The organism is Thalassolituus sp., assembly GCF_034111725.1.
GTDB lineage: Bacteria > Pseudomonadota > Gammaproteobacteria > Pseudomonadales > Oceanobacteraceae > Thalassolituus.
In genome coordinates this window covers 1-21,329 of the sequence record NZ_JAWUWR010000083.1, presented here as the reverse complement: position 1 = coordinate 21,329, position 21,329 = coordinate 1, and the positions used below count along the sequence as shown (strand labels likewise).

23 protein-coding genes are annotated in these 21,329 nt (G+C 47.1%); 13 read left to right on the top strand and 10 right to left on the bottom strand.

Features of this window, described 5'->3' with window-relative positions:
* The 5 genes from UXZ23_RS14870 to UXZ23_RS14850 all read right to left on the bottom strand — a co-directional run.
* Nucleotides 1–1,008: hypothetical protein (locus UXZ23_RS14870; RefSeq protein ID WP_414491478.1), on the bottom strand; the 1,008-nt coding region annotated here is incomplete at its 3' end.
* 143 nt (nucleotides 1,009–1,151) lie between these two features.
* Nucleotides 1,152–4,361 (bottom strand): efflux RND transporter permease subunit, encoded by a 3,210-nt coding sequence (locus UXZ23_RS14865; protein WP_320821323.1) that lies wholly within the window; start codon nucleotides 4,359–4,361, stop codon nucleotides 1,152–1,154.
* A gap of 2 nt (nucleotides 4,362–4,363) precedes the next feature.
* The gene (locus tag UXZ23_RS14860; RefSeq protein WP_320821322.1) at nucleotides 4,364–5,416 is read right to left on the bottom strand and encodes an efflux RND transporter periplasmic adaptor subunit; all 1,053 of its coding nucleotides are present in this window, start codon (nucleotides 5,414–5,416) and stop codon (nucleotides 4,364–4,366) included.
* A gap of 246 nt (nucleotides 5,417–5,662) precedes the next feature.
* The gene (locus UXZ23_RS14855; protein WP_025265793.1) at nucleotides 5,663–5,815 is read right to left on the bottom strand and encodes a cell developmental protein SirA; all 153 of its coding nucleotides are present in this window, start codon (nucleotides 5,813–5,815) and stop codon (nucleotides 5,663–5,665) included.
* Nucleotides 5,816–5,897: 82 nt separating this feature from the next.
* On the bottom strand, nucleotides 5,898–6,452 hold the full coding sequence (locus UXZ23_RS14850) for an outer membrane beta-barrel protein (RefSeq protein WP_320821321.1): 555 nt from the start codon (nucleotides 6,450–6,452) through the stop codon (nucleotides 5,898–5,900).
* A 153-nt stretch (nucleotides 6,453–6,605) separates the two neighbouring features.
* On the opposite strand from UXZ23_RS14850, the gene UXZ23_RS14845 reads away from it, so the two are divergent.
* Genes UXZ23_RS14845 through UXZ23_RS14835 form a run of 3 tightly spaced genes read left to right on the top strand, consistent with a single transcriptional unit; the run spans nucleotide 6,606 to nucleotide 7,669 of the window.
* Complete coding sequence (locus UXZ23_RS14845; protein ID WP_320821320.1) at nucleotides 6,606–7,019, top strand: hypothetical protein; 414 nt, start codon at nucleotides 6,606–6,608, stop codon at nucleotides 7,017–7,019.
* Between the two features lie 53 nt (nucleotides 7,020–7,072).
* On the top strand, nucleotides 7,073–7,324 hold the full coding sequence (locus UXZ23_RS14840) for a YkgJ family cysteine cluster protein (RefSeq protein WP_320821319.1): 252 nt from the start codon (nucleotides 7,073–7,075) through the stop codon (nucleotides 7,322–7,324).
* 33 nt (nucleotides 7,325–7,357) lie between these two features.
* Complete coding sequence (locus UXZ23_RS14835; protein WP_025265789.1) at nucleotides 7,358–7,669, top strand: YqfO family protein; 312 nt, start codon at nucleotides 7,358–7,360, stop codon at nucleotides 7,667–7,669.
* A gap of 26 nt (nucleotides 7,670–7,695) precedes the next feature.
* Here the strand turns inward: UXZ23_RS14835 and UXZ23_RS14830 are convergent, their stop codons facing one another.
* Both UXZ23_RS14830 and UXZ23_RS14825 read right to left on the bottom strand, forming a co-directional pair.
* A complete protein-coding gene (locus UXZ23_RS14830) occupies nucleotides 7,696–8,259 on the bottom strand; it encodes an NUDIX hydrolase (RefSeq protein ID WP_320821318.1) in 564 nt (187 codons plus the stop codon).
* A 94-nt stretch (nucleotides 8,260–8,353) separates the two neighbouring features.
* Nucleotides 8,354–8,689 (bottom strand): DUF3135 domain-containing protein, encoded by a 336-nt coding sequence (locus UXZ23_RS14825; RefSeq protein WP_320821324.1) that lies wholly within the window; start codon nucleotides 8,687–8,689, stop codon nucleotides 8,354–8,356.
* A gap of 388 nt (nucleotides 8,690–9,077) precedes the next feature.
* Here UXZ23_RS14825 and UXZ23_RS14820 point away from each other — a divergent pair, with 388 nt between their 5' ends.
* The 9 genes from UXZ23_RS14820 to metE all read left to right on the top strand — a co-directional run bounded on the left by UXZ23_RS14820 (nucleotide 9,078) and on the right by metE (nucleotide 17,034).
* Nucleotides 9,078–9,656 carry a CoA pyrophosphatase gene (locus UXZ23_RS14820; RefSeq protein ID WP_320821317.1) on the top strand — a complete coding sequence of 193 codons (579 nt, stop codon included), beginning with the start codon at nucleotides 9,078–9,080 and terminating at the stop codon, nucleotides 9,654–9,656.
* 34 nt (nucleotides 9,657–9,690) lie between these two features.
* Nucleotides 9,691–10,215 carry a gamma carbonic anhydrase family protein gene (locus UXZ23_RS14815; RefSeq protein ID WP_320821316.1) on the top strand — a complete coding sequence of 175 codons (525 nt, stop codon included), beginning with the start codon at nucleotides 9,691–9,693 and terminating at the stop codon, nucleotides 10,213–10,215.
* A gap of 31 nt (nucleotides 10,216–10,246) precedes the next feature.
* Nucleotides 10,247–10,441: a DUF1289 domain-containing protein gene (locus UXZ23_RS14810; RefSeq protein WP_015486530.1), complete on the top strand. Its 195-nt coding sequence runs from the start codon at nucleotides 10,247–10,249 to the stop codon at nucleotides 10,439–10,441.
* 46 nt (nucleotides 10,442–10,487) lie between these two features.
* A complete protein-coding gene (gene purT / locus UXZ23_RS14805; RefSeq protein WP_320821315.1) occupies nucleotides 10,488–11,684 on the top strand; it encodes a formate-dependent phosphoribosylglycinamide formyltransferase in 1,197 nt (398 codons plus the stop codon).
* A gap of 28 nt (nucleotides 11,685–11,712) precedes the next feature.
* Nucleotides 11,713–12,177 (top strand): hypothetical protein, encoded by a 465-nt coding sequence (locus UXZ23_RS14800; RefSeq protein WP_320821314.1) that lies wholly within the window; start codon nucleotides 11,713–11,715, stop codon nucleotides 12,175–12,177.
* Between the two features lie 73 nt (nucleotides 12,178–12,250).
* A complete protein-coding gene (locus tag UXZ23_RS14795; protein ID WP_320821313.1) occupies nucleotides 12,251–12,670 on the top strand; it encodes a MerR family transcriptional regulator in 420 nt (139 codons plus the stop codon).
* Between the two features lie 78 nt (nucleotides 12,671–12,748).
* Nucleotides 12,749–13,960: a permease gene (locus UXZ23_RS14790; protein WP_320821312.1), complete on the top strand. Its 1,212-nt coding sequence runs from the start codon at nucleotides 12,749–12,751 to the stop codon at nucleotides 13,958–13,960.
* A 79-nt stretch (nucleotides 13,961–14,039) separates the two neighbouring features.
* A complete protein-coding gene (locus tag UXZ23_RS14785; protein ID WP_320821311.1) occupies nucleotides 14,040–14,651 on the top strand; it encodes a DUF3833 domain-containing protein in 612 nt (203 codons plus the stop codon).
* A gap of 106 nt (nucleotides 14,652–14,757) precedes the next feature.
* Nucleotides 14,758–17,034: a 5-methyltetrahydropteroyltriglutamate--homocysteine S-methyltransferase gene (gene metE, locus UXZ23_RS14780; protein WP_320821310.1), complete on the top strand. Its 2,277-nt coding sequence runs from the start codon at nucleotides 14,758–14,760 to the stop codon at nucleotides 17,032–17,034.
* Nucleotides 17,035–17,086: 52 nt separating this feature from the next.
* Here the strand turns inward: metE and UXZ23_RS14775 are convergent, their stop codons facing one another.
* Entirely contained in the window at nucleotides 17,087–17,770 is a 684-nt protein-coding gene (locus tag UXZ23_RS14775) for a pseudouridine synthase (RefSeq protein WP_320821309.1), read from the bottom strand.
* A gap of 159 nt (nucleotides 17,771–17,929) precedes the next feature.
* Nucleotides 17,930–18,469 carry a helix-turn-helix domain-containing protein gene (locus UXZ23_RS14770; RefSeq protein ID WP_320821308.1) on the bottom strand — a complete coding sequence of 180 codons (540 nt, stop codon included), beginning with the start codon at nucleotides 18,467–18,469 and terminating at the stop codon, nucleotides 17,930–17,932.
* Nucleotides 18,470–18,620: 151 nt separating this feature from the next.
* Here UXZ23_RS14770 and UXZ23_RS14765 point away from each other — a divergent pair, with 151 nt between their 5' ends.
* Nucleotides 18,621–19,559 (top strand): alpha/beta hydrolase, encoded by a 939-nt coding sequence (locus UXZ23_RS14765; protein ID WP_320821307.1) that lies wholly within the window; start codon nucleotides 18,621–18,623, stop codon nucleotides 19,557–19,559.
* A gap of 56 nt (nucleotides 19,560–19,615) precedes the next feature.
* On the opposite strand, the gene UXZ23_RS14760 is transcribed toward UXZ23_RS14765, so the two are convergent.
* Nucleotides 19,616–21,097: an amidase gene (locus tag UXZ23_RS14760; RefSeq protein ID WP_320821306.1), complete on the bottom strand. Its 1,482-nt coding sequence runs from the start codon at nucleotides 21,095–21,097 to the stop codon at nucleotides 19,616–19,618.
* Between the last annotated feature and the right edge of the window lie 232 nt (nucleotides 21,098–21,329).

Sequence of the window (21,329 nt, the reverse complement as noted above, 5' to 3'; positions counted from 1 at the left end):
TTCATCGACCGCAGCTATAGCATCTTGCGTTTGATTAATAGCACCGCTTGGCATCGCGCGTTTGAGGGCGATGACATCGTTTTTTAAACAGGATTGAACGGTTAAACATAAACCCAGTGGCGTTTCAATTTCGTGGCCAATAGCCGCAATCATGCCGCCCAGAGCCGACAGCTTTTCGGCTTCAATCAACTTGCTTTGAGTTGTGTTTAAATCAACCAATGTTTGGTTGAGCTGGGTAACGGTTTCCTGCAAATGGTAGGTGCGCAGCTTTACTCTGTCTTCTAGTTCTAAGTTGACGACGGACAGCTGTTGTTGAGCTACTGTTTTTTGTTGTAATTCATTCAGAATACGTTCGCTGAGTTTATTAAAGGTGCGAATCAGAGAATCGATTTCATCATTAGAGGATGACGGCTGTAGCGATAGCGGTTCAAAACGATTGTTTTCTAAACGATCACGGACTTCCAGTGCCAACGACTGAATGCGGCTACTCACGACTCGCTGCAGTATCACAACTAGAATGATGCCGAATAACGATAAGCCGACGATCAGTGCAATTAGGCTGGGTAAAATGGTTTGTAGCGTTGTAGCGAAAACGCTATCGCGATTGAACGCCATCTCTAATTGACCAATGGGCGTACCGTTGTAGAGCAGGTCGCTGGTTTGGATATCGCGATGATAAGGGCGAATGCCGCGCTCGATGTTTAACGCACCACGGTCATTAATACGCACATAAGATACAGACTCTTGTTGTTGAATCCCGTCCGCGAGTAGGTTTAGCTGGCTGGTGTCGAGGTGCCACATAGCGCCCGCAATGGCACTGCTATAGGCGTTTCTAACATTACTTGTGCTATTTTCGAAGTTGTCGTATTGGCGCTGATAGTGCCAGCAAATAATTGCCGCCATAGCGACCGTGCCAATGGCTAACACGGTAACGATAATAGATAGAGAAACACGACGAACAATAGATCGTCTGATGGAATCTACCAGATTTCCTGATCGGGCGGACACGTGTAACTCCTGCCATTAACTGCCGACTTGCGGCATTCCTTGAAGTAAGAACTCCATGTGTGAGGGCGGATTCTACCTGAAATCGACACTAGGCCGAAAGCCCAATAGGCCCGCTGGCCCATTGGGTGATGGCATTGCTTTGATTAGTGCTTAAATCGAGACTTCATAGCGGTGTAGTACAGCAGTGGGATAAGAACCAAACTCAGCATGGTGGATACCAAAATTCCGAAAATCAAGGCAATGGCCAAGCCATTAAAAATCGGATCATCCAAAATGAAGAAGGCACCAATCATGGCCGCTAAGCCCGTTAATACAATCGGACGTGCGCGCACCGCTGCTGAAGTAACCACGGCATCTTCAAAGCGCATACCTTCTTCAAATTTCTGATTAATAAAGTCGACCAGCAGGATGGAGTTGCGCACTATGATGCCTGCCAAGGCAATCATGCCGATCATCGAGGTTGCCGTGAACTGGGCACCGAATAGCGCGTGGCCCGGCATAACACCAATCACAGTGAGTGGAATAGGGGCCATAATCACCAGCGGCACTAGGTAGGAGCGGAACTGAGCAACCACGAGTAGATAGATCAAAATCATACCCACGCCATAAGCGATGCCCATATCACGGAAGGTTTCGTAAGTGATTTGCCACTCACCATCCCATTTCAGCTCGATATCGTTGGCTAATGGTGGTGCAGAAATATAGGACTGATTCCAGTTTAATCCGGCATCACCTAGGTTCAGTGCGATATCAAAGAGTCCATACAATGGACTATCGAGTTCTCCCGCCATATCTGCCGTTACAAAAACAACCGGCTTTAAGTTTTTGTGGTAAATGCTCTTGTCGGTAATACCTCGCTCAATGCTGGCTAAATCGGCAAGCGATACGAAGGTGCCATCCGCAGCGCGTACCTTCATAGTCAGCACATTGGTAAGATTTACTTTATCGCCTTCGCTCAGTTCTAACCGAATCGGCAGAGGGTATTTATGATCACCTGTGTGCAAGTAGGTAACATCTTCACCGCCCACGGCTGTGTTGATGGCTTGAACAATACTCGCTTGAGCAACACCTAAGTGAGCAGCGCGCTGGCGATCAATGCGTATGGTCCATTTTTCCTGATCGGCTTCGACCATAGTATCCACATCAACAATATCGGCAGTGGCAGAAAATTGCGCACTTAGAGCTTTCGCGGCATCGATTTGGCGACCATATTCTGGGCCATAAATTTCAGCCACGATAGGCGCCATTACTGGTGGGCCGGGTGGTACTTCGACGATTTTGACATTGGCATTATAGCGTGCGCCAATGACTTGTAGCGGCTCGCGTACCGACGCCGCAATATCGTGACTTTGGCGTTCTCTATGGTGTTTATCGACCAAGTTCACTTGCACATCGCCTTGATGCGGCAGGCTGCGTAAATAGTATTGGCGCACTAAGCCGTTAAAGTTAATGGGTGCCGCAGTACCTGCATACAGTTGTACATCGCGAATTTCTGGCACTGTCATGAGTTCATCGGTTAATGCTTCTAACACCACTAAGGTTTGTTCTAGTGGTGTGCCTTCGGGCATATCGACCACAATCTGAAACTCAGATTTATTGTCAAATGGCAGCATTTTCATCACGACCAACTTAAATACTGGCAGCAATACCGCGAGGAAAATTAGCCCAGTAATACCTACAAACAATAGAATTCGCTTTTTACCCGCTTGTTGGCCTTCAATAAAGGGGCGCATAACTTTATTAAAGAAGCGGTATAAACCGTCTTCTTTTACTTCGCTGTCGTCATGACTTACCGTCGTGTTCTCGAACTGTAAAGCTTGGCGCTGCAGTAATTTGTACGACAACCAAGGTGTGACCACAAAGGCAACAACGAGAGAAATCAACATACCCGTAGAAGCGTTGATTGGAATAGGGCTCATATAAGGGCCCATCAGTCCTGATACAAATGCCATCGGCATTAATGCGGCAATCACAGTGAAGGTCGCTAAAATGGTCGGGCCGCCAACTTCATCTACCGCGGTTGGAATAACCTCTAATAATTTTTTCCCGCCTTGGTGCATATGACGGTGAATATTTTCCACCACCACAATCGCATCGTCGACCAAAATACCAATCGAGAAAATCAACGCAAACAGCGATACGCGGTTTAGGGTAAAGCCCCAAACCCAGCTCGCAAATAGGGTAATGGCGAGGGTAATAATAATGGCGCTGCCGACAATAATGGCTTCGCGCCAGCCCATGGTCGCCAATACCAATACCACAACCGCAGCCGTAGCAAAGAGTAATTTAGCGATTAATTTATCCGATTTAGCCGCCGCGGTTAAGCCATAGTCGCGGGTGATTTCTGCACTGACGTTGGTTGGAATTAAACGGTCTTTTTGGCTTTCTAAGCGTGCTTCAATGGCTTGGGTAATATCAACGGCGTTGGTGCCAGGCTGTTTAGCAATGGCTAATGTTACTGCTGGTTGGCTCGCGGATTGCCCTAACGTTCGATAAAAAACGTGCTGTTCTGGGGTATCCGCTTGCAGCGAGATATCGGCAACATCGGCTAAATAAACAACGCCACCCGCATAAATGCCGACGATTAGTTGGCCGAGGGCATCGGTATTTTCTAAAAAACTACCGGCTTGAATTTGAATAACGCGGTTGTCTTGCACTAATGAGGTTGGGTTGCCGCCAACATTGGCACTGGCCAATGCATTACGCACATCATCAAATGCGAGGCCGTGGCCATTCATGCGTACTGGATCGAGTTTTACTTCAACCACCGCCGGCTGCGTACCAATACTATAAATATCGCGCGTACCGGCCACCTGTTTTAAATCGGTTTCTAATGCATGGGCTATATGGGTAAGTTGAGCAGCGGTTACGGTTGCGTCATCAGAGCGCAGAGTAATGCTCATAATCGGCACATCATCAATGCCCATAGGTTTTATGATGGGGGCTTGCACGCCTAAGTTCTGTGGAAACCAGTCGTTATTGCTGTAGACCTGATTGTATAAATTCAGAATAGCTTCTTGACGCGGAATACCGACGGTAAATGCCACGGTTAAAATCGCTTGCCCAGGCTGGCTAATCGAAAAAATATCATCCACGCCTTTAATTTCTGATAATACTTGCTCGGCAGGAATCGCAACTAATTGTTCGACTTCACGGGCAGAAGCACCGGGAAATCCAATAAATACGTTAGCGAACGTCACATCAATTTGTGGCTCTTCTTCTTTCGGCGTTACCATAATGGCGAAAAAGCCAAGTAATAAACCGAGTAAAGCTAATAACGGAGTAATGGCCGAATTTTGGAAGGCTTTTGCGGTTTTTCCAGAGATGCCTAATGTCGTGGTTTTCTCCGACATATTTATTCTCCTTTCGGCGCGTTGCTAGATAAATCGGGCGTCGCGAGTTGTGCTAAGGCATCGACCATTACTTGGTCTCCGGCTTCTAAACCCGACAAAATTTCAATTTGATCACCATAGGCGTTGCCTACGCGCACTTGGCGTAAATGAACGCCGTTAGCGTTTTTGATGTACACGGCATTAAGTTCCGAACGATTTAGCACAGCAGTACTCGGCACAAGAATGGCTTCGCGTTCGCCGGTGCTAATTTGTACGCTGGCCCACATTCCCGGAAAGGCATTTAAATCGGTTTGCGGCGGCAAATCAGCACGCATGCGTACACTGTGGTGGCGGCTGTCGGCAACGGGATATAAGGTGATCTTGGAAGGCACAATGGCAATGCCATTCACTATTACATCGACTTTCTTATTAGTTTGGGCATTGTAGCGCTGTGCTACGCGTTGCGGCACATCGGTAACAGCACGCAATTCTCCTTGAGCTAAACCACTCATTAACGCTTGCCCGGGATTAACCAGTTCACCAGGTTCGATATGGCGAGCGCTGACGATACCGGAATAGGGCGCGATAACCCGAGTATAAGACAGTTGTTCTTGGGCTTGATCCAACATGGCTTTGGCTGCTCGCACTGCTGCTGCTGTACTTTTTGCTTGAGCAACGGTGCGGTCGTACTCGCCTTCCGATAGCGTGCCTTGCTTTTGTAGGCGGCTGTTTCTGCGTAACAAGGTTTGTGCATCTTCATTCATCGCTTCGGTTTGCGCCAACGACGCCTTCGCCTGAGCAACGCCGGCTTGTTGTTGGGTATCTACTATTTCAACTAACAAAGTACCTTTTGCGACTTGATCGTTAACATCGGCATGTATGGCCTTAATCACACCGCTGGTTTGCGCCGAAATAGTCCCTTGATATACCGCCTCTAAGGTAGCGTCTAAGGTTTCAACCACAGGAATGCGGGTTAATTCTACTGCTATAACCCTGCTAGGGGCGGTGTCGGCATGCAGTGCGCTAGAGAGCAGACCAGCGGCAATGACGGATAACCATGTTGATGAAGGGCGCATACAGGAAACCTCTCCTTAGTAGACGTTAGCGATCAAATTAATATTACTGTATTAGAATATACTAATATAGAAAAGGCAAGGTAAGAGTTCGATTACACAGAGTATAGGTAATCAGGTTTAAATTTTTGATCTAGCACAGTTAAGACTAAGACAAGGAGGGGGTTGGGCTGGCCGTAGAGACGATTGTGAACGATGTTGCCCCACTTGCAGGGGCGCATCTAATGGAGCGTTAGGTCTGTATAAATACTAGCGGGCGTCTTGTTCCATAATCTCAAGCAGGCGGCGCACCAGCGCTTCAAATAGTTCTGCTTGGGTATTGCCTTGTTCTGCAGTGAGGCTGTACATCAGACGCTCGATCTCAGCGCGAGACATGTATTTAACGGTGACGGGATTCGTCATAACTCGTTCCTTTCGATTTCGGAATTTTTAGAGTGCAATAAGGTACGTCTGAGTCACGCTTGCGACTCCGAGGAACTAAATCTTAAAAGCGATAGCTCAGCAGTACATTACTCAAAATAGGGTCTGGGATAACGTTATTACCGGCACGTTTGTTCTCGTCACGGTAGTCTTTCGGATCGCGATAAGTTGCTGCCACATCCAGAGTAATGGCTCCAATCTGCCAGCCTGTGCCAACCTGCCAACCCCAGCCATTGAATACTCGTTGCTGGCGCGAACCATTCGCCTGACTGCGAATAACTTCGCGGTGCCATGCTGGGCCTGTATAAATACGGAAACCCGGTTGAGCCAAACCATAGCCCCACATTAATTGGGTTTCATACCCCCAAAGCGAGACATCATCATCGTCTTCGCGATAGATAATAAAGCGCGAGCCGACATAATTATCTTGGGGGAATTCTGCCGAAAACGTGAACCCAGTGTTGCGAAAATCGGGCATATAGTCGCTCGCGGGATGAACGTCATAGCGCAGCATACCAAGACCAACTCGAAAGTTAGTTGGCTCTGCCTGAGCCGGAGCAGCGAGCAGAGGCGCTGCGCACAGTAGGCTGAGAGAGGTACGTAGCAGGGTATTCATCATTTTGGCCCCGAGGTCTAAAAAATGCAGGCGCCAAGGCTATCCTAGGGGGTACACCTTGGCAAGCGTCCCTGTCGCCAAGAACTGTTCTAGCAGGTTGAATAATCCTCAACTGCTAGACTGACAATTCGGCGTTTATGTTTGCAGGTGGAAAAGATGACATCACCAAAGGTCAACTTGTTGAATATACTCTTATGGGTACTGCTGTTTTGTGGTGTCCAAGCCTCCGCTGACCGGGTCGTCATTGGCGATAGCCCCGTGGCGGATATGAACCGGTTGGTTGATCCGGTTCAAGATGCAAAAGACGCATTCCAACGCGGAGAATCCACGTTTGTCGGGATTCAATTACACGACTCACTCGAAACTCCCGGAGTGACAGCACGAGAAATTGAAGTTTGGAGCGCCCAACCCATCGAGCCGCTCAATACTCGTTGGCAAAGTTTTGCCAATATTGAAGAGGATCGCAAAGTTCTATTGCGCCTGCGCCAATACGCCAACCGCTACAACTTAATGATGTTGAAGTTACTGAAGGAAAAGCGCCGAAGCGATACAATGCGCTATCGCTACTAGGTTCATCTTTCTAACTCATCAATTAATTTGCTCTCGCCGGCTTGGGGTATCACTTGGAGTGTCGTTTGGGTTGTGGTGCTTGCTGTATCGCACCATCTATTACATCTGCCATTCCGGGCATGCCGCACGGGAAACCTGCTGGCGTGCGTTGCATCCAGTTAAACGACGATAACCTGTGCGATATCTTCGGATCTCCGGAACGTCCTGCTGTCTGCTCAGCGTTCATCGCGGAGCATTCTATCTGCGGTGATAGCAACGAATTTGCGCTGCAACAACTGATTGAATTAGAAGATATCACGCGATAATCCGATCATTTAAATGTCACGGAGATAGCATGCATGTATAAACTCGTGTTTTACGTTCCCGAATCACATTCTGAAACTGTTAAAGAAGCCGTATTTGCTGGCGGCGCAGGTACCATTGGCGATTACGACCAATGTTGTTGGCAGGTACTTGGTATGGGGCAATTTCGTCCGTTAAAAGGCGCGAAGCCATTTATTGGCGATGAAGGTACTCTGGAACAAGTGCCTGAATATCGTATTGAATTGGTTTGTTCTGACGGTCAGATTGCCGGCGCCGTTGCCGCTTTGAAGCTGGCACATCCTTATGAAACCCCAGCGTACGATGTAACCAAAATTGAAGAGTTCTAGCGGTCGTTAGAACCCTTCACTATTGCTTAGCTCTTTGGCGATGCTTCTTCTACCGACAGAGCTTGATGCGGCAAAATATCAAACACGTGTGCATGCCTTGGGGTGGGGTTCTCTAAATAGAGTTTTAAACTACGCCCAACGGTTGGGAACGCGAGTTCATCCCAAGGAATATCTTCTGGTGAAAACAGCTCCACTTCTAAGCTTTCTTCACCTGAACTGAACTCAAGCTTAGGTAATTCGGCGGCAAAAAAGATATGAACTTGGGCAATGTGGGGTACTGTGATCATGCTGAATAACGAGGTAATCACTACCTCTGCGTTGGCTTCTTCGCGAGTTTCGCGCAATGCAGCTTGTTCTGTGCTCTCGCCGTTTTCCATAAATCCAGCAGGCAAAGTCCAGTAGCCTCTGCGCGGTTCAATTGCTCGGCGGCACAATAAAATTTTGCCAGCGTGCACAGCAATTGTGCCAGCAACGATACGCGGGTTGTCGTAAAAAATGATGTCGCAAGCCGGGCAAACGTAACGGTGGCGATTGTCGCCAGCGGGGATTTTCCACTCAATACCAGTTTTGCACTGGCTGCAATATTTCATAAGTCGCCCCGTCAGTTAAATGTCTGCGGGGCAATTATATTACCGGTTAGCCAATATAGCGAAATGCAATGCTCGGCTAATGGCTGCTAAAGGATTAACGGTTCGCCAGTAGGGGGAAGCGTAATACTTCAGCACTAGTGTTATAACTTAGCTCAGGTTCGGCAAACGCGCTCTGGCCAGTAAAACCGTTGAGGGTTTCGCGTAACTGGAACAAGCTGTCGTGCATCATCTTCGAAATCTTTACACAGGCACCCATAGGGTTGCCTGCTTTACGGCGCTCCATATCGATTTGGAATTGCAATCCACGCAAACGGCGCTGACAAGATTCTGGTGCGTCCGCAATTAAGTCTTCAATTAATACACGGCGGATGTTTTCCAATGTCTCTGGATTGGTCTTAGCTAAACGCACCATTTCATCAAAAGTTGGCATTTCCACATTCAATACCTCAGGTCAGTAGCGCACTCGTTGTTCTGAGCCGTTTAGCGCTATGGATTTGCAAAATTCTAGATTTAGTCTACCCGAATGATTGGTTAGTAAACATACGCCACCTGAATTGTTTAACCTGTCTAACCGACTGATAATCTTAGGAAAAAATTACCATGTAACAGTGTGTAAGTTTGGAAAGTCGTTTAAAAACATAAAGTTAACCACTTGTTCAGAAAAAGATATAAATGACTTTTAAGATTGGTTTGTTATGGTTTTTAATATTTAAAGATGAAAATTGTATAGGTAATGGTCATCTGCCGCCAAATAATGATCAAAAAACGTTTGTATTTTGACGCTAGCCCGACTCTCGGTCAGACCTTACAATAGAGACATGACGATCTTAGACCTCCAAGCCTATTTAATAGAACGGCTAGCCCTTCATGCGCCTCGACGCGTTTCTCAACCGGATCTCGCGGAGGCAGGTGTATTGGTTGCAATAACCATGGAGGCCGAACCACACGTTATTCTGACTCGGCGTGCAACTCACTTGTCGTCACATAAGGGAGAAGTTGCGTTTCCGGGTGGCAAGCGTGACCCAGAAGACGAGAATATTGTGGTTACGGCCCTGCGTGAGGCGCAAGAAGAAGTCGCCTTGAATCCCAGCGACGTCATAGTGCTAGGTGAGCTAGACCAGGTTGTATCCCGGTTTGGTTACTTGGTAACGCCGGTACTGGCTTTAATTCCAGCCGGAGTAACCTTAGTGCCTAATCTTGATGAACTCGATGCGGTATTCAAAGTACCGCTGGCACATTTTAAACAACCCCCAAGTCGCTACTTTGAAATGGGTAACATACGCATACCCAGTTACGACTTCGACGGATTTTACATCTGGGGTTTAACAGCCATGATGATCGCCGAAATGATGAATAATTTATGGGATAGTGATATCGCTATGTCAGCTGAACTGTAAATGGCGGTTCTCACGTCTAAAATAGGAGCACAGCATGTTTTATAAGCTGGGTGAACGTTGCCCAACCCGAGGCAAAGACGTTTTCGTTGCCGATGATGCAAAAGTGATCGGTAGTGTCGTATTAGAAGATCAAAGCAGCATTTGGTTTGGTGCTATTTTGCGTGGCGATAACGACGTCATCACTATAGGCGAGAATTCCAATGTTCAAGATGGTGCGGTATTGCACACTGACCCAGGCGTGAAATTGACGCTGGGCAAAGGCGTAACCGTTGGTCATCAAGCTATGCTGCACGGCTGTATAGTGGGTGATTATTCGTTAATCGGTATTCATGCTGTGATTTTAAACGGCGCGAAAATTGGTAAGCACTGCATCATCGGGGCAAATGCACTGGTTCCAGAAGGAATGGAAATTCCCGATGGTTCGTTAGTGGTGGGTTCGCCTGCTGTGATTAAACGTGAATTGAACGAATTTCAGAAAAAAATGCTCGAAGGTAGCGCAGCTCATTATGTGCAAAACGCTAAGCGTTATCTCTCGCAGCTTGAAGAAATTGAATTGTAAGGTGCTCAGCGCCAAAAGAAGGTAAACGAGTATGACAACGCCCGTACGTTCTCCTTGCGTAAGTATTTGCGCTCTTGATGAAAATGATCTGTGCGTTGGTTGCTATCGCACCGGCGAAGAGATTACTCGCTGGGGCGCTTACAGTAATGACGAGCGTCGCCAAGTACTGCAAAAAGTAGGTGAGCGTGAGCGCAGTGCTATGAATTTTATTCCGGTAAACGACTAGCTTTCGTTGTCACTCATTTTTAACCGATTTATAAAGTGAATTTTCCATGACTACTATTGGTACACCATTTTCTGCAACGGCAACTCGCGTTTTATTGTGTGGTGCGGGCGAACTCGGCAAAGAAGTTGCCATTGAACTTCAGCGCTTAGGCTGTGAAGTGATCGCTGTTGATCGTTATGCCAATGCTCCAGCAATGCAAGTAGCGGATCGTAGTCATGTAATTAGCATGCTAGACGGCGATGCACTACGTGCCGTTATTGAGCTAGAAAAGCCGGATTTAGTCGTGCCGGAAATTGAAGCTATTGCAACCGATACTCTGGCAGCCCTAGAGCAAGAGGGCGTGAATATTATTCCAACGGCACGTGCGACTCAGTTGACCATGAATCGTGAGGGTATTCGTCGTTTAGCCGCCGAGACGCTTGGTTTGCCGACATCGACCTATCGTTTTGCTGGTAGCGAAGAAGAATTCCGCGCAGCGATTACTGAGATTGGTATTCCATGCTTAGTGAAGCCAATTATGAGCTCATCGGGCAAAGGACAAAGCTTAGTGCGTGACGAAAGCCAAATTGATCACGCTTGGGCCTATGCACAAGAGGGTGGCCGTGCTGGCAAAGGCAAAGTAATTGTTGAAGGTTTTGTTGATTTTGATTTTGAAATTACCTTGCTCACGATTCGTCATAACGATGACGCTGGCAATATCACCACTAGCTTTTGTGAACCGATTGGCCACCGTCAAGCGGATGGCGATTATCAAGAATCATGGCAGCCGCAAGCAATGACCAGCGCTGCTTTAACGCGCGCGAAAGAGGTGGCAAAAGCGGTAACCGATAATCTCGGTGGTCGAGGTTTATTTGGCGTTGAGTTGTTTGTAAAAGGTGATGACGTCATCTTTAGTGAGGTATCACCACGCCCGCATGATACTGGCTTAGTCACGTTAATTTCTCAGGATTTATCCGAGTTTGCCTTACATGCTCGCGCGATTTTAGGTCTGCCGATTCCTAACATTGAATTGCACCGCGCGTCGGCTTCTTCGGTATTGCTGGTGGCTGGCGATTCTAATCAAATGCGATTTGGAAATTTAAGTACTGCATTAGCGCGTCCAAATACCCAGATTCGTTTATTTGGTAAACCCGAAGTGAGTGGCAAGCGTCGTTTAGGTGTGGCTTTAGCGCGCGCTGATGATGTGAATACTGCACGTGATATTGCGAACGCTATTATTGCCGACATTAAAGTTACTCTGTAATTATTAAACCCTAAGGAAGTTAAATAATATGACACTAGTAAAATTATTTTCGATCATAGTATTAAGCGCCGTGACAAAATTGGCTATCGCAGCGCCATTAGTGAATGAGATGCAAGGATGCCAAGGTATTCTAGATTTCGTTAACGTTAAAGTAAGTCAAGCGTCTGACCTTTATTCTAAGAATGATGTTAGCGCCATTAAAAAAGGACTCGATGCTTATAATTCGTATATTCAAAATGAAATTATTACGCCGAGCATTGCCGCGACGGTGGCAAACGATAAAAATAGGGCCGCCAGTCTGCAAAAGCAGATTAATGATTATCGAGCGACGTTAGTGACTCAACTTTCTCAGCGTTATCCGCAAAAGCCATTAGTAGCCGATTACGTAGTGTTGATTAACGAGTGTACGAAAAAAGCGGCACCCGCTGGCGAACCATTAGAAGCACTGAAAGTTTCGTTTCAGCTAATCGTTCAGCTAGCAAATCAAAAGTAGTCGCACATGCCCTTGACCTGCGAGCTACTCGCAGGTTTATTGTAAGCGCAGTCTCATATTAGGAGCCGCGCTTATGAATACCTCTTTACGGGTGAATGAAGTTGCCCGCCACTTTGATATCAATGCCAATACGGTGCGTCATTACGTGCGCATTGGTTTACTGAACCCGCCCAAAGACGACAGCGGCTACCATAGATTCAATGCCACTCAGCAACAGCGCTTAGGTTTTATTCTCAATGCTCGGGAGTTAGGTTTTACCCTTGAGGATATCCAACAGCTTTTACTGGATGCCGAGCAGGGTGAGTCGCCGTGTCCTCATGCCCGCGAAATGATCGAGTTACGTTTGCAGCAAGCGAAAGAAAAGCTCGCGTCCTTAGCGGCCTTAGTTGAGCGCATGGAGCAAGCGACCAGTGCGTGGAAGAATATTCCTGATTGCGAACCCTGTGGCGAGCATATTTGCCACTTAATCGAAGGCAAGCATCACAGTGCTTGACCTAGGAGTTACTCAAAGGTTTAAGCTATGCGCTATATCGATTGTGATCAATATTATTAAGAAGGTTTGGGTGAAGGTATGAGTAAATCAGACTCCTGTTGTGGCTCAGAAAAGCCGAAAAACGAAGAGTCCTGCTGCAGCGATGCTAAGCCAGCGGCTACGTCCTCCTGTTGTGGCACCGAACCGGTTAAATCTGCTGTCGCAGCCTCTTGTTGTGGAACGGCAAGCAGCCAAGATACAAGTAATGACGCCGATGGCGGTTGCTGCGCCCCAGCTGAAAAGGGCTCGATTGACTGGATTTTATGGACCTGTGCGCCCGCGGTATTACTCGGATATATCGGCTTTTTAGTCTTTGGTCACAGCATTGAGATTCCTTGGGTAACCAGCATGTTGCATACCTCTTACGAGATGGTGAATGCCATGTGGTGGGGTATTTTATCGGCGGCTTTCTTCGTTGGGTTACTGGGCAGGATTCCCCGCGAACTCATTATGTCGGTGCTTGGTAAGGGGGGCAGTAAACGCGGAGTATTTCGAGCAACGATAGCGGGGCTGCTGCTTGATTTGTGCAATCACGGCATCCTGATGGTGGCGATGAAGTTATATGAACGAGGCGCGAGTATCGGCCAAGTGATGGCATTTTTAATTGCCAGCCCGTGGAATTCATTGACACTGACTTTAATTTTGATTGGTCTAATTGGCTTGCCGTGGACGTTGGCATTTATTGCCGGTTCGCTCGTTATTGCCTGGGTGAGTGGGTGGATCTTCGATATCTTGGTTGAGCGCGGTACCTTACCCGCTAATCCAAATAGCCAAGATTTTGAGAAAGTCGATGTTTGGCCTACCTTGAAAGCAACTTGGGCCTCTAATGATTGGTCATTGCCTGCGCTGGCGAAGATGTTTTGGGGCGGCCTAAAAGAATCGAAAATGGTATTGCGCTGGGTAGTTTTTGGCGTGGTGTTAGTCGCCTTAATTCGTGCCTTTGTACCAGAAGATATTTTCAGCGTTTGGTTTGGTGCAACGGCGGGCGGCTTATTGCTTACCTTGTTGGCCGCCAGTGTGATCGAAGTATGCTCTGAGGGTTCAAGCCCGATTGCCGCCGATTTGTTAACGCGTGCTGCAGCACCGGGTAACGCTTTTACCTTCTTGATGGCCGGTGCCGCGACCGATTACACCGAGGTTATGGTGCTTAAAGACACCACCAAGAGCTGGAAAATCGCACTCTTTTTACCGCTGGTTACTGTGCCTCAAGTGTTGCTGATCGGTTGGTTGATGAATCTATATGGGGTTTAAAGGCCCCTAGAAACTGCTCGTTTTTGTGGTAGGCTGTATAACTATTGAATAACTTTTGCATCGCAAGTTAGGAATTTTTATGCAGCCTATTACGTCTCTATCCCAGCCAAAACTCTCCGTCTTCGCGTCAGCAATCTTATTTGTTGGGGCGTCTATCAGCCTATCGGGTTGCTCAAGTTTAGGCGTTGATCATGCCGCAGGACGAAGCCCGACATTAACCCCTGAGAATTACTTCAACGGAAAAATTTGCGCCGATGGTGTCGTACGTGATCGCTCTGGCGCACAAATTCGCCAGTTTAATGCGCAAATTCTTGGCAGTTGGGATGACAAGGGCGTGGGCACGTTAGACGAAGTATTTTATTTTACGGATGAGGCGGGCGCAGAACCAAAGCGTGAAACACGTATTTGGACATTGACCCCCGAAGGCGATCATTACATCGCCCAAGCCTCCGATGTGCCCGAGCCAACGCACATGGAGTTTGCTGGTAATGCAATTCATATGGCTTACACACTGCGTTACGGTGAACCCGGTGACACCATTGATTTAAATATGGACGACTGGATGTTTGAGGTGGCCGACGGCGTTGTGGTTAATGAAACTAAGATGAGTAAATTCGGCTTACACGTTGGCCAAATATTATTGGTCATGCGTAAAGTCGACGACTCTACTCAATGCATCCCTGCGGACTAACATTAAAAAAATTCAATTTATCATTAAAAAACATCGTTTTTGTTCATGATTGATTCCTGACACTCTAGGCGTACTTTAATAATACGCATGAAGATCAGGAATTATCATGACTACTTTTCATACCCTCGGTTTTCCCCGAGTAGGACCCCAACGCGAACTTAAATGGGCACTCGAATCTTATTGGCGCGGTGAAATCGATCAAGCGACATTAATTTCTCGTGCTCACGCAGTACGACATAACAACTGGCAAACGCAATTAGAAGCTGGATGCGATGTTTTAACCGTGGGAGATTTTTGTCTTTACGATCACGTACTGAATACCAGTTTTCTACTCGGACATTTACCGCAACGGACGAACACAACTGACAATATAATTGACCAGCTTTTTTTAGCCGCTCGTGGTCGCGCCCCCAGTGGTACACCAACCAAAGCCTGTGAAATGAGCAAGTGGTTTGATACCAACTATCACTATCTAGTACCTGAGTGTCATGCAAACGACACCTTCAATCTTAATCCTGAACTCTTGCTAGAAGAAATTCGCGCAGGGTTGGAGCAAACCAAACAGGTTAAACCAGTTATTTTAGGGCCGTTAAGTTATTTGTATTTGGCTCGCAGTGTCGACGGTTGTGATCGCCTTAAATTACTAGCGCCATTGCTCGCGGTGTATGAAGAGTTATTAGCAACCATCAAAGCCGAAGGTATCGAGTGGGTACAAATTGATGAACCCATATTAGTTTTGGACCTGCCAGAATCGTGGCTTAACGCTTTTGAATCGACCTATCAGAGTTTAGCAACTGCTCATCTTAATATCTTAATCTCAACCTATTTTGGTGGTTTAGAGAATAATTTAAGTAGGGTGTTTGGATTGCCGGTGCAAGGTGTGCACCTTGATATTGTTTCCGCACCGGAACAATTAGCCCCGAGCTTAGCGCTGCTAAAACCGACGCAAGTATTGTCGTTAGGGATTATTAACGGGCGTAATATTTGGCGCAGCGATTTAACGGCAAGCTATGAATTGTTGGCACCGCTGGCCTCTCAATTAAAAGAACGTTTGTGGATTGCGACATCCTGTTCTTTATTACATGTACCTTATTCGGCAAAATCCGAAACGAATTTAGCTGATGGTGCCGAGCACTGGCTTGCGTTTGCCGAAGAAAAACTCGCAGAAGGGCGTCTATTGGCAAATGCGCTTGTTGATTCAAAAACGCTATTGGGTCGTGATTGGTTAGCGCAAGCCGAACGCGTATCCAGTCGTCAGCAATCAAAACGCGTACATAAAGCCGCCGTTAAAGCGCGAGCCATCGAGGCTGCATCACGCCAATGGCAGCGTGAATTACCCTATGCACAACGTTTAGTACGCCAGCAAGCGCAATTAAATTTACCCGATTTCCCCACTACTACCATTGGCTCTTTTCCGCAAACCGATGCTATTCGTAGCCTACGTAAACGCTTTAAAAAAGGCGATATTACCCTTGAAGATTACGAGTGCGGCTTAAAGCTGGAAATTGAATATTGCATTAAAGCCCAAGAAAATATTGGTTTAGATGTGCTTGTGCACGGCGAAGCCGAACGTAACGACATGGTCGAATACTTTGGCGAACTATTAGAAGGCATTGCTGTGTCGGCTAATGGCTGGGTGCAAAGTTATGGTTCACGCTGTGTTAAACCGCCGATTATTTACGGTGATATCGAACGCTTACAAGCCATGACAGTACGTTGGAGTCAGTATGCGCAAAGCCTCAGTGCTAAGCCGGTAAAAGGGATGTTAACTGGGCCAATTACCTTATTGAAGTGGGCATTTGTACGCGATGATCAATCGTGGGAAAGCACGGCTTATCAGCTCGCTGCTGTCCTTCAAGATGAAGTGCTCGATTTAGAATGTGCTGGTATTAGTATTATTCAAATAGATGAACCCGCACTGCGAGAAGCGTTACCTTTGCGCAGAGATAAGCATCAAGCGTATTTAAATTGGGCCGTTAATAGTTTCCGTTATACCTACGCCGGCGTAGCCGCAGAAACTCAAATTCATACCCATATGTGTTATGCCGATTTCGATGATATTTTGACTGCGATTCAAGCGATGGACGCTGACGTTATTACATTAGAAACGGCGCGCTCGGCGAATAAATTATTACAAACACTCAAGCGCGAGCCTTATCATAATGGTATCGGCCCTGGTGTTTATGATATTCACAGCCCTAATGTGCCGGATGTTTCCGCGATGAGCGAAATTCTCGAAGATTCGTTGAACGTTGTGCCTGCGCACAATCTTTGGGTAAATCCAGATTGCGGATTAAAAACCCGACGTTGGGAAGAAGTAACGCCAGCATTAAAGTCTATGGTTCGCGCGGCGCAAGCGTTGCGAGAACAAATAACGGCATAGCTTTTTTGATGTAAATGCAAGCGCGCGGCTCTCATCTCGATGAGAGTCGCTTTTAAAGCAAGTCGCGCCATTCTCCTATTGGCAAATCACCCAAGGTATATTCGCCAAACTTTTCACGGTGTAAGGCTTCAACATGGTATCCACAGGCGGCAAACATACGCCGAACTTGATGGTATTTGCCTTCATTGAGGGTCACTTTGGCCGTGTATGGGTCGACAATCTCAAGGGTGGCAGGTAAGCAGGGGGTAGTTTCACTTTCTAGCGCAATGCCTTGGGCAAATTGTTCGACAATATCGCTATTTAAGACTTGGTCTACCGTAACGACATACACTTTATCTACATGATGTTTAGGTGACGTGAGTTGTTGTACTAGCGCTGATTGATCGGTGACTAAAATCAACCCACTGGTCTCTTTATCCAAGCGGCCGACACTGACAACTTGAGGGTTTCTGGCTTGCCAAATGGTGGGTAATAAGTCGTATATGCGCTGTCCTTCACTGCTGTCATGGCTACACACGTAACCAAGGGGTTTGTGCAACATAATGAGTATGTTACCGATATGCTCCAGCGGTTGCCCATCAATACTCACTGCATTGGGATCAACTTTTTGCGCGGCGTTGGTGGCTAATTCGCCGTTGATGCGCAGCCGTTTATTCTTTATCAAATAACGCACTTCGCGGCGCGAGCAATAACCCAAATTACTCAGGGTTTGATCAAGACGTTTAAGCACTAGCATTAACCTTTTTCTACTACGGGGGTTGTGAAGATGACCGCGCCTAACAATATCACTTATCGTTATTTGCCTCGCTATATTTATGATTATTAACCCGCTTTAACGGACATCAGATCTAACAGATGAGGGCGCTGAAATAGGTCAGTAAGTCCCAGTTAAATATCATCGCTGAGTACGCAGTACCCAGTTGATCATTTCTTGTTCTTGTTCTTGGTTGTGTTCATGCGAAAGAAGACCCTCAACCACGAAGGTTAATGCACTTGCTACAAATGGAGTTTTGTCTTTTGGAATACCATTTAACGTCAATTGTGCGGTTAGCAACATTTCAATCATTCGATGAAAATTATCATGCCACGTAGCAATGCTAGGCGAATGCTCGATACGTGTATGCACCGTTGAAATTAGGCCTTTGGTCTGTTTGAACTGATTCAATAACCAGATGGTTTGCTCGGTTAAAGGTTTCGTCATCATGCTGGGGTATAGCTTCATACTGGCGTTGACGAGGCGGTTCAAAACCGCAATGAGCAGGTCATCTTTATTCTTAAAATACCAATAGAGGGTATTCGGTGCGACGTTCGCCGCTTTAGCAATCATCGACATGGAGCTAGTATCGAAACCTACGTCAATGAACAGTTCCATTGCCGCCAGTTCGATCTCTTCAGCTTTCTGTTCTTTATCCACATGTCGTTTGTTCTTTGCCATAAGAGGGCTAGTTCTCGTTTGAAGATTGCTTGACCAGTATACAAGGATGACGCTAATATTACGTCTTGAATGGCATTCAAGACAAGTAGGCTCGCATCGAAGCGTGCATCCTAAGTCTGGGTGTTTCCAGCGCTTGATGAGGAAATTAGCGATGACGAGTCCAAAAGTAATTGTTACGAATACAGATAGCCAGCCGTTAGAGGTGAAATCGGTTTTCTACTCCGATGGCGTGCAATGCGCAGCGTCACTCTTCCTTCCCGAGGCCGGAGCTGAAACACGTGATGGTTTACCTGCAATCCTTATGGTGCATGGCTGGGGCGGTGTTCAGGGCGCACTCACTGGGCCATTTATTGCCGCATTCATCGCCGCAGGCTACGCGGTCATGACGTTTGATTACCCTGGCTGGGGAAACAGTGAAGGGCTACCGCGAAACTGCATTAATCCAGTAAAACGTGTTGGTAACGTTGAATCAGCGCTTACTCATTTGAAGCAACAGGCAGTGGTCAACGCGAAGAAAATTGTGCTTTGGGGCACATCGTTTGGCGGCGGTCATGTGGTGGATACCGCCGCGCAACACCCTGAACTTTTGGGTGCTATCGCTCAGGTTCCTATGCTTGATGGCCAAGATGCAGTGAAAGCGATTCCGCTGCCGAGTTTGCTGCGCTTTGGCGCTTACGGCATCACCGATTTCTTCATGGGCAGTCGTCCGATCTATATTCCAGTCGTTTCAGCACCAGGTGAATTTGGTTCGATGGATCGTGATGGTGCAGCAGAAGCGATGCGTCGCGGGATCGAGATCGCCGGTATTCAATACGATAACCGAATTGCTGCTCGCTCAGTTTTGACTATTGGCATGTATCGTCCGATCAAGAGTTTGGCCAAGATTAAAATACCTACGTTATTGATTGGCGCATCACGCGATTCAGTAGCCCCCTTTAATCGAGCGAATATTGAGGGTAAGAACAAACAATATGTACAAACCAAAATGATTGATGCCAATCATTTTGATCCATACTTCGAACCTGTACTTTCTCAGAATTTGCAATATCAGTTGGAGTTTTTACACTCATTGTCAGCCAATAAAGAATAATAGAGTTAGAATCTAGCGTTAAAAAAAACCGGCAATTGCCGGTTTTTTTGTTCGAATTACACGTTATATTTGGGTGGGTTTTTAAATCCGCCCATCGATTTCTCTAACAAACTCGCAAAATGTAATGTGGTTTTATCTTCGTAGGCATTACCAATAATCTGAATATTTACCGGTAATCCGCCAGAGGTTTGGCCTACTGGAGCACTGGTGGCTGGTAAACCTAGCAAGGTGGCAGGCGCGATCCACATAAACATATCCGAATAATTACGCTGTTCACCATTCACATCCAATTTGCGCAGATGCACCGGCCCAACTTGTTGGTGTTCAAACGCCGCGGTCATCGTTACCGGAGTAAGAATAACGTCGTATTTTTGGTAGAGTTTTCCAAAGGCCTGCACAAGACGATGACGCTTTTCAGTGCTGCGAATCCAATCGGCGTGAGGCTGTACCATACCGAGCAAGAATTCCTCTCCTGAAGCACTAGCACCTACATATTTGCCAAAATACTTAGCGAAAGTGCCAAATACTTTGGTCGCAATGCGCTGTTTGCCTTGTAGAGATGAACCCAGAACAGCTCCAAGCAAGCTCATATATGTTGGGAAAAATGAATTTAGCGTTAAGCCATCTGGCTCGCCAAGCGTTACTTGTGCGCCCTGAGCCTCAAGGTGTGATTTTAGCTTCAGATAGGCTGGTCGTAATTCATCATCAATAGGGCACAGTGGATCATCGAGCCACATTAATACTTTGAAATCCGACAGATCTTTTTGCTTAGGTTCTGGCAAGTTTAATTGCCATGCCTCCGTCATCAGAGGCGTCGGCCCAGTGACGACATCCAACATGATTTTTAAATCATCAGCCGACCGAGCCATAGGGCCTGCAACAGAAAGATCAGGCTCGCTCAACATGCCCGGCGGGCCTGGAATATGACCGCGACACGAAATAATGCCGTAAGTCGCTTTGTGACCGTACACCCCACAAAAATGAGCAGGAGTGCGAATCGAGCCACCAATATCAGAGCCAAGCTCAATTGGCGTCATACCAGACGCCAATGCAGCAGCAGCACCCCCAGAAGAGCCGCCGGGCGTGAGTGCTAAATTCCACGGATTGTTGCTGGTTCCGTAAACCTTGTTGTAGCTTTGGATATCGCCTGCATATAACGGCGTATTGGTTTTGCCAAAGATAATCGCCCCTGCGCCTAACAGTTGTTCGACGGCGTGAGCATTGTTCTTCGGAGAGTGCTCTTTAAGTGCCGGAGCACCCGCAGTACACGGCATGCCGACCACTTCAAAGGTATCTTTAATGGTCATGGGGATACCATGCAACGGCCCCCAACTGATACCGTCTTTGCGTGCTTGATCAGCCTCATCGGCGCGGGCAAGCGCCGCATCAAAGTTAGTGGCTACAACGGCATTAATATCAGGATTCACCTTAGCCAAGCGCTGTTGGTAATACTCCACAAGCTCGCGGCTAGTGAGTTCGCCCTTATTCATGGCATCTAAAAGCTGAGTGGCACTGTGATAGGCCCATTCTGTAGTCACTATTGGCTCCTTATTATTGTCATCGAGCTAAAACTGCGTTTGAGAGTACCCGACTGACCGCTATAAGCCAATATTGGATCTGTTACGCGATTAGCCGCCAATCCAACTTTTAGAGTGCGCGTTTTGTTTTTCTTATCTAAGAAATCTACCGATCAATCAATTGGTTACAACAGCGGCCTGAGTGATAACGCGCAAATTGTAAAGACGGTTTGGTGTGTAAACGCGCATGCGC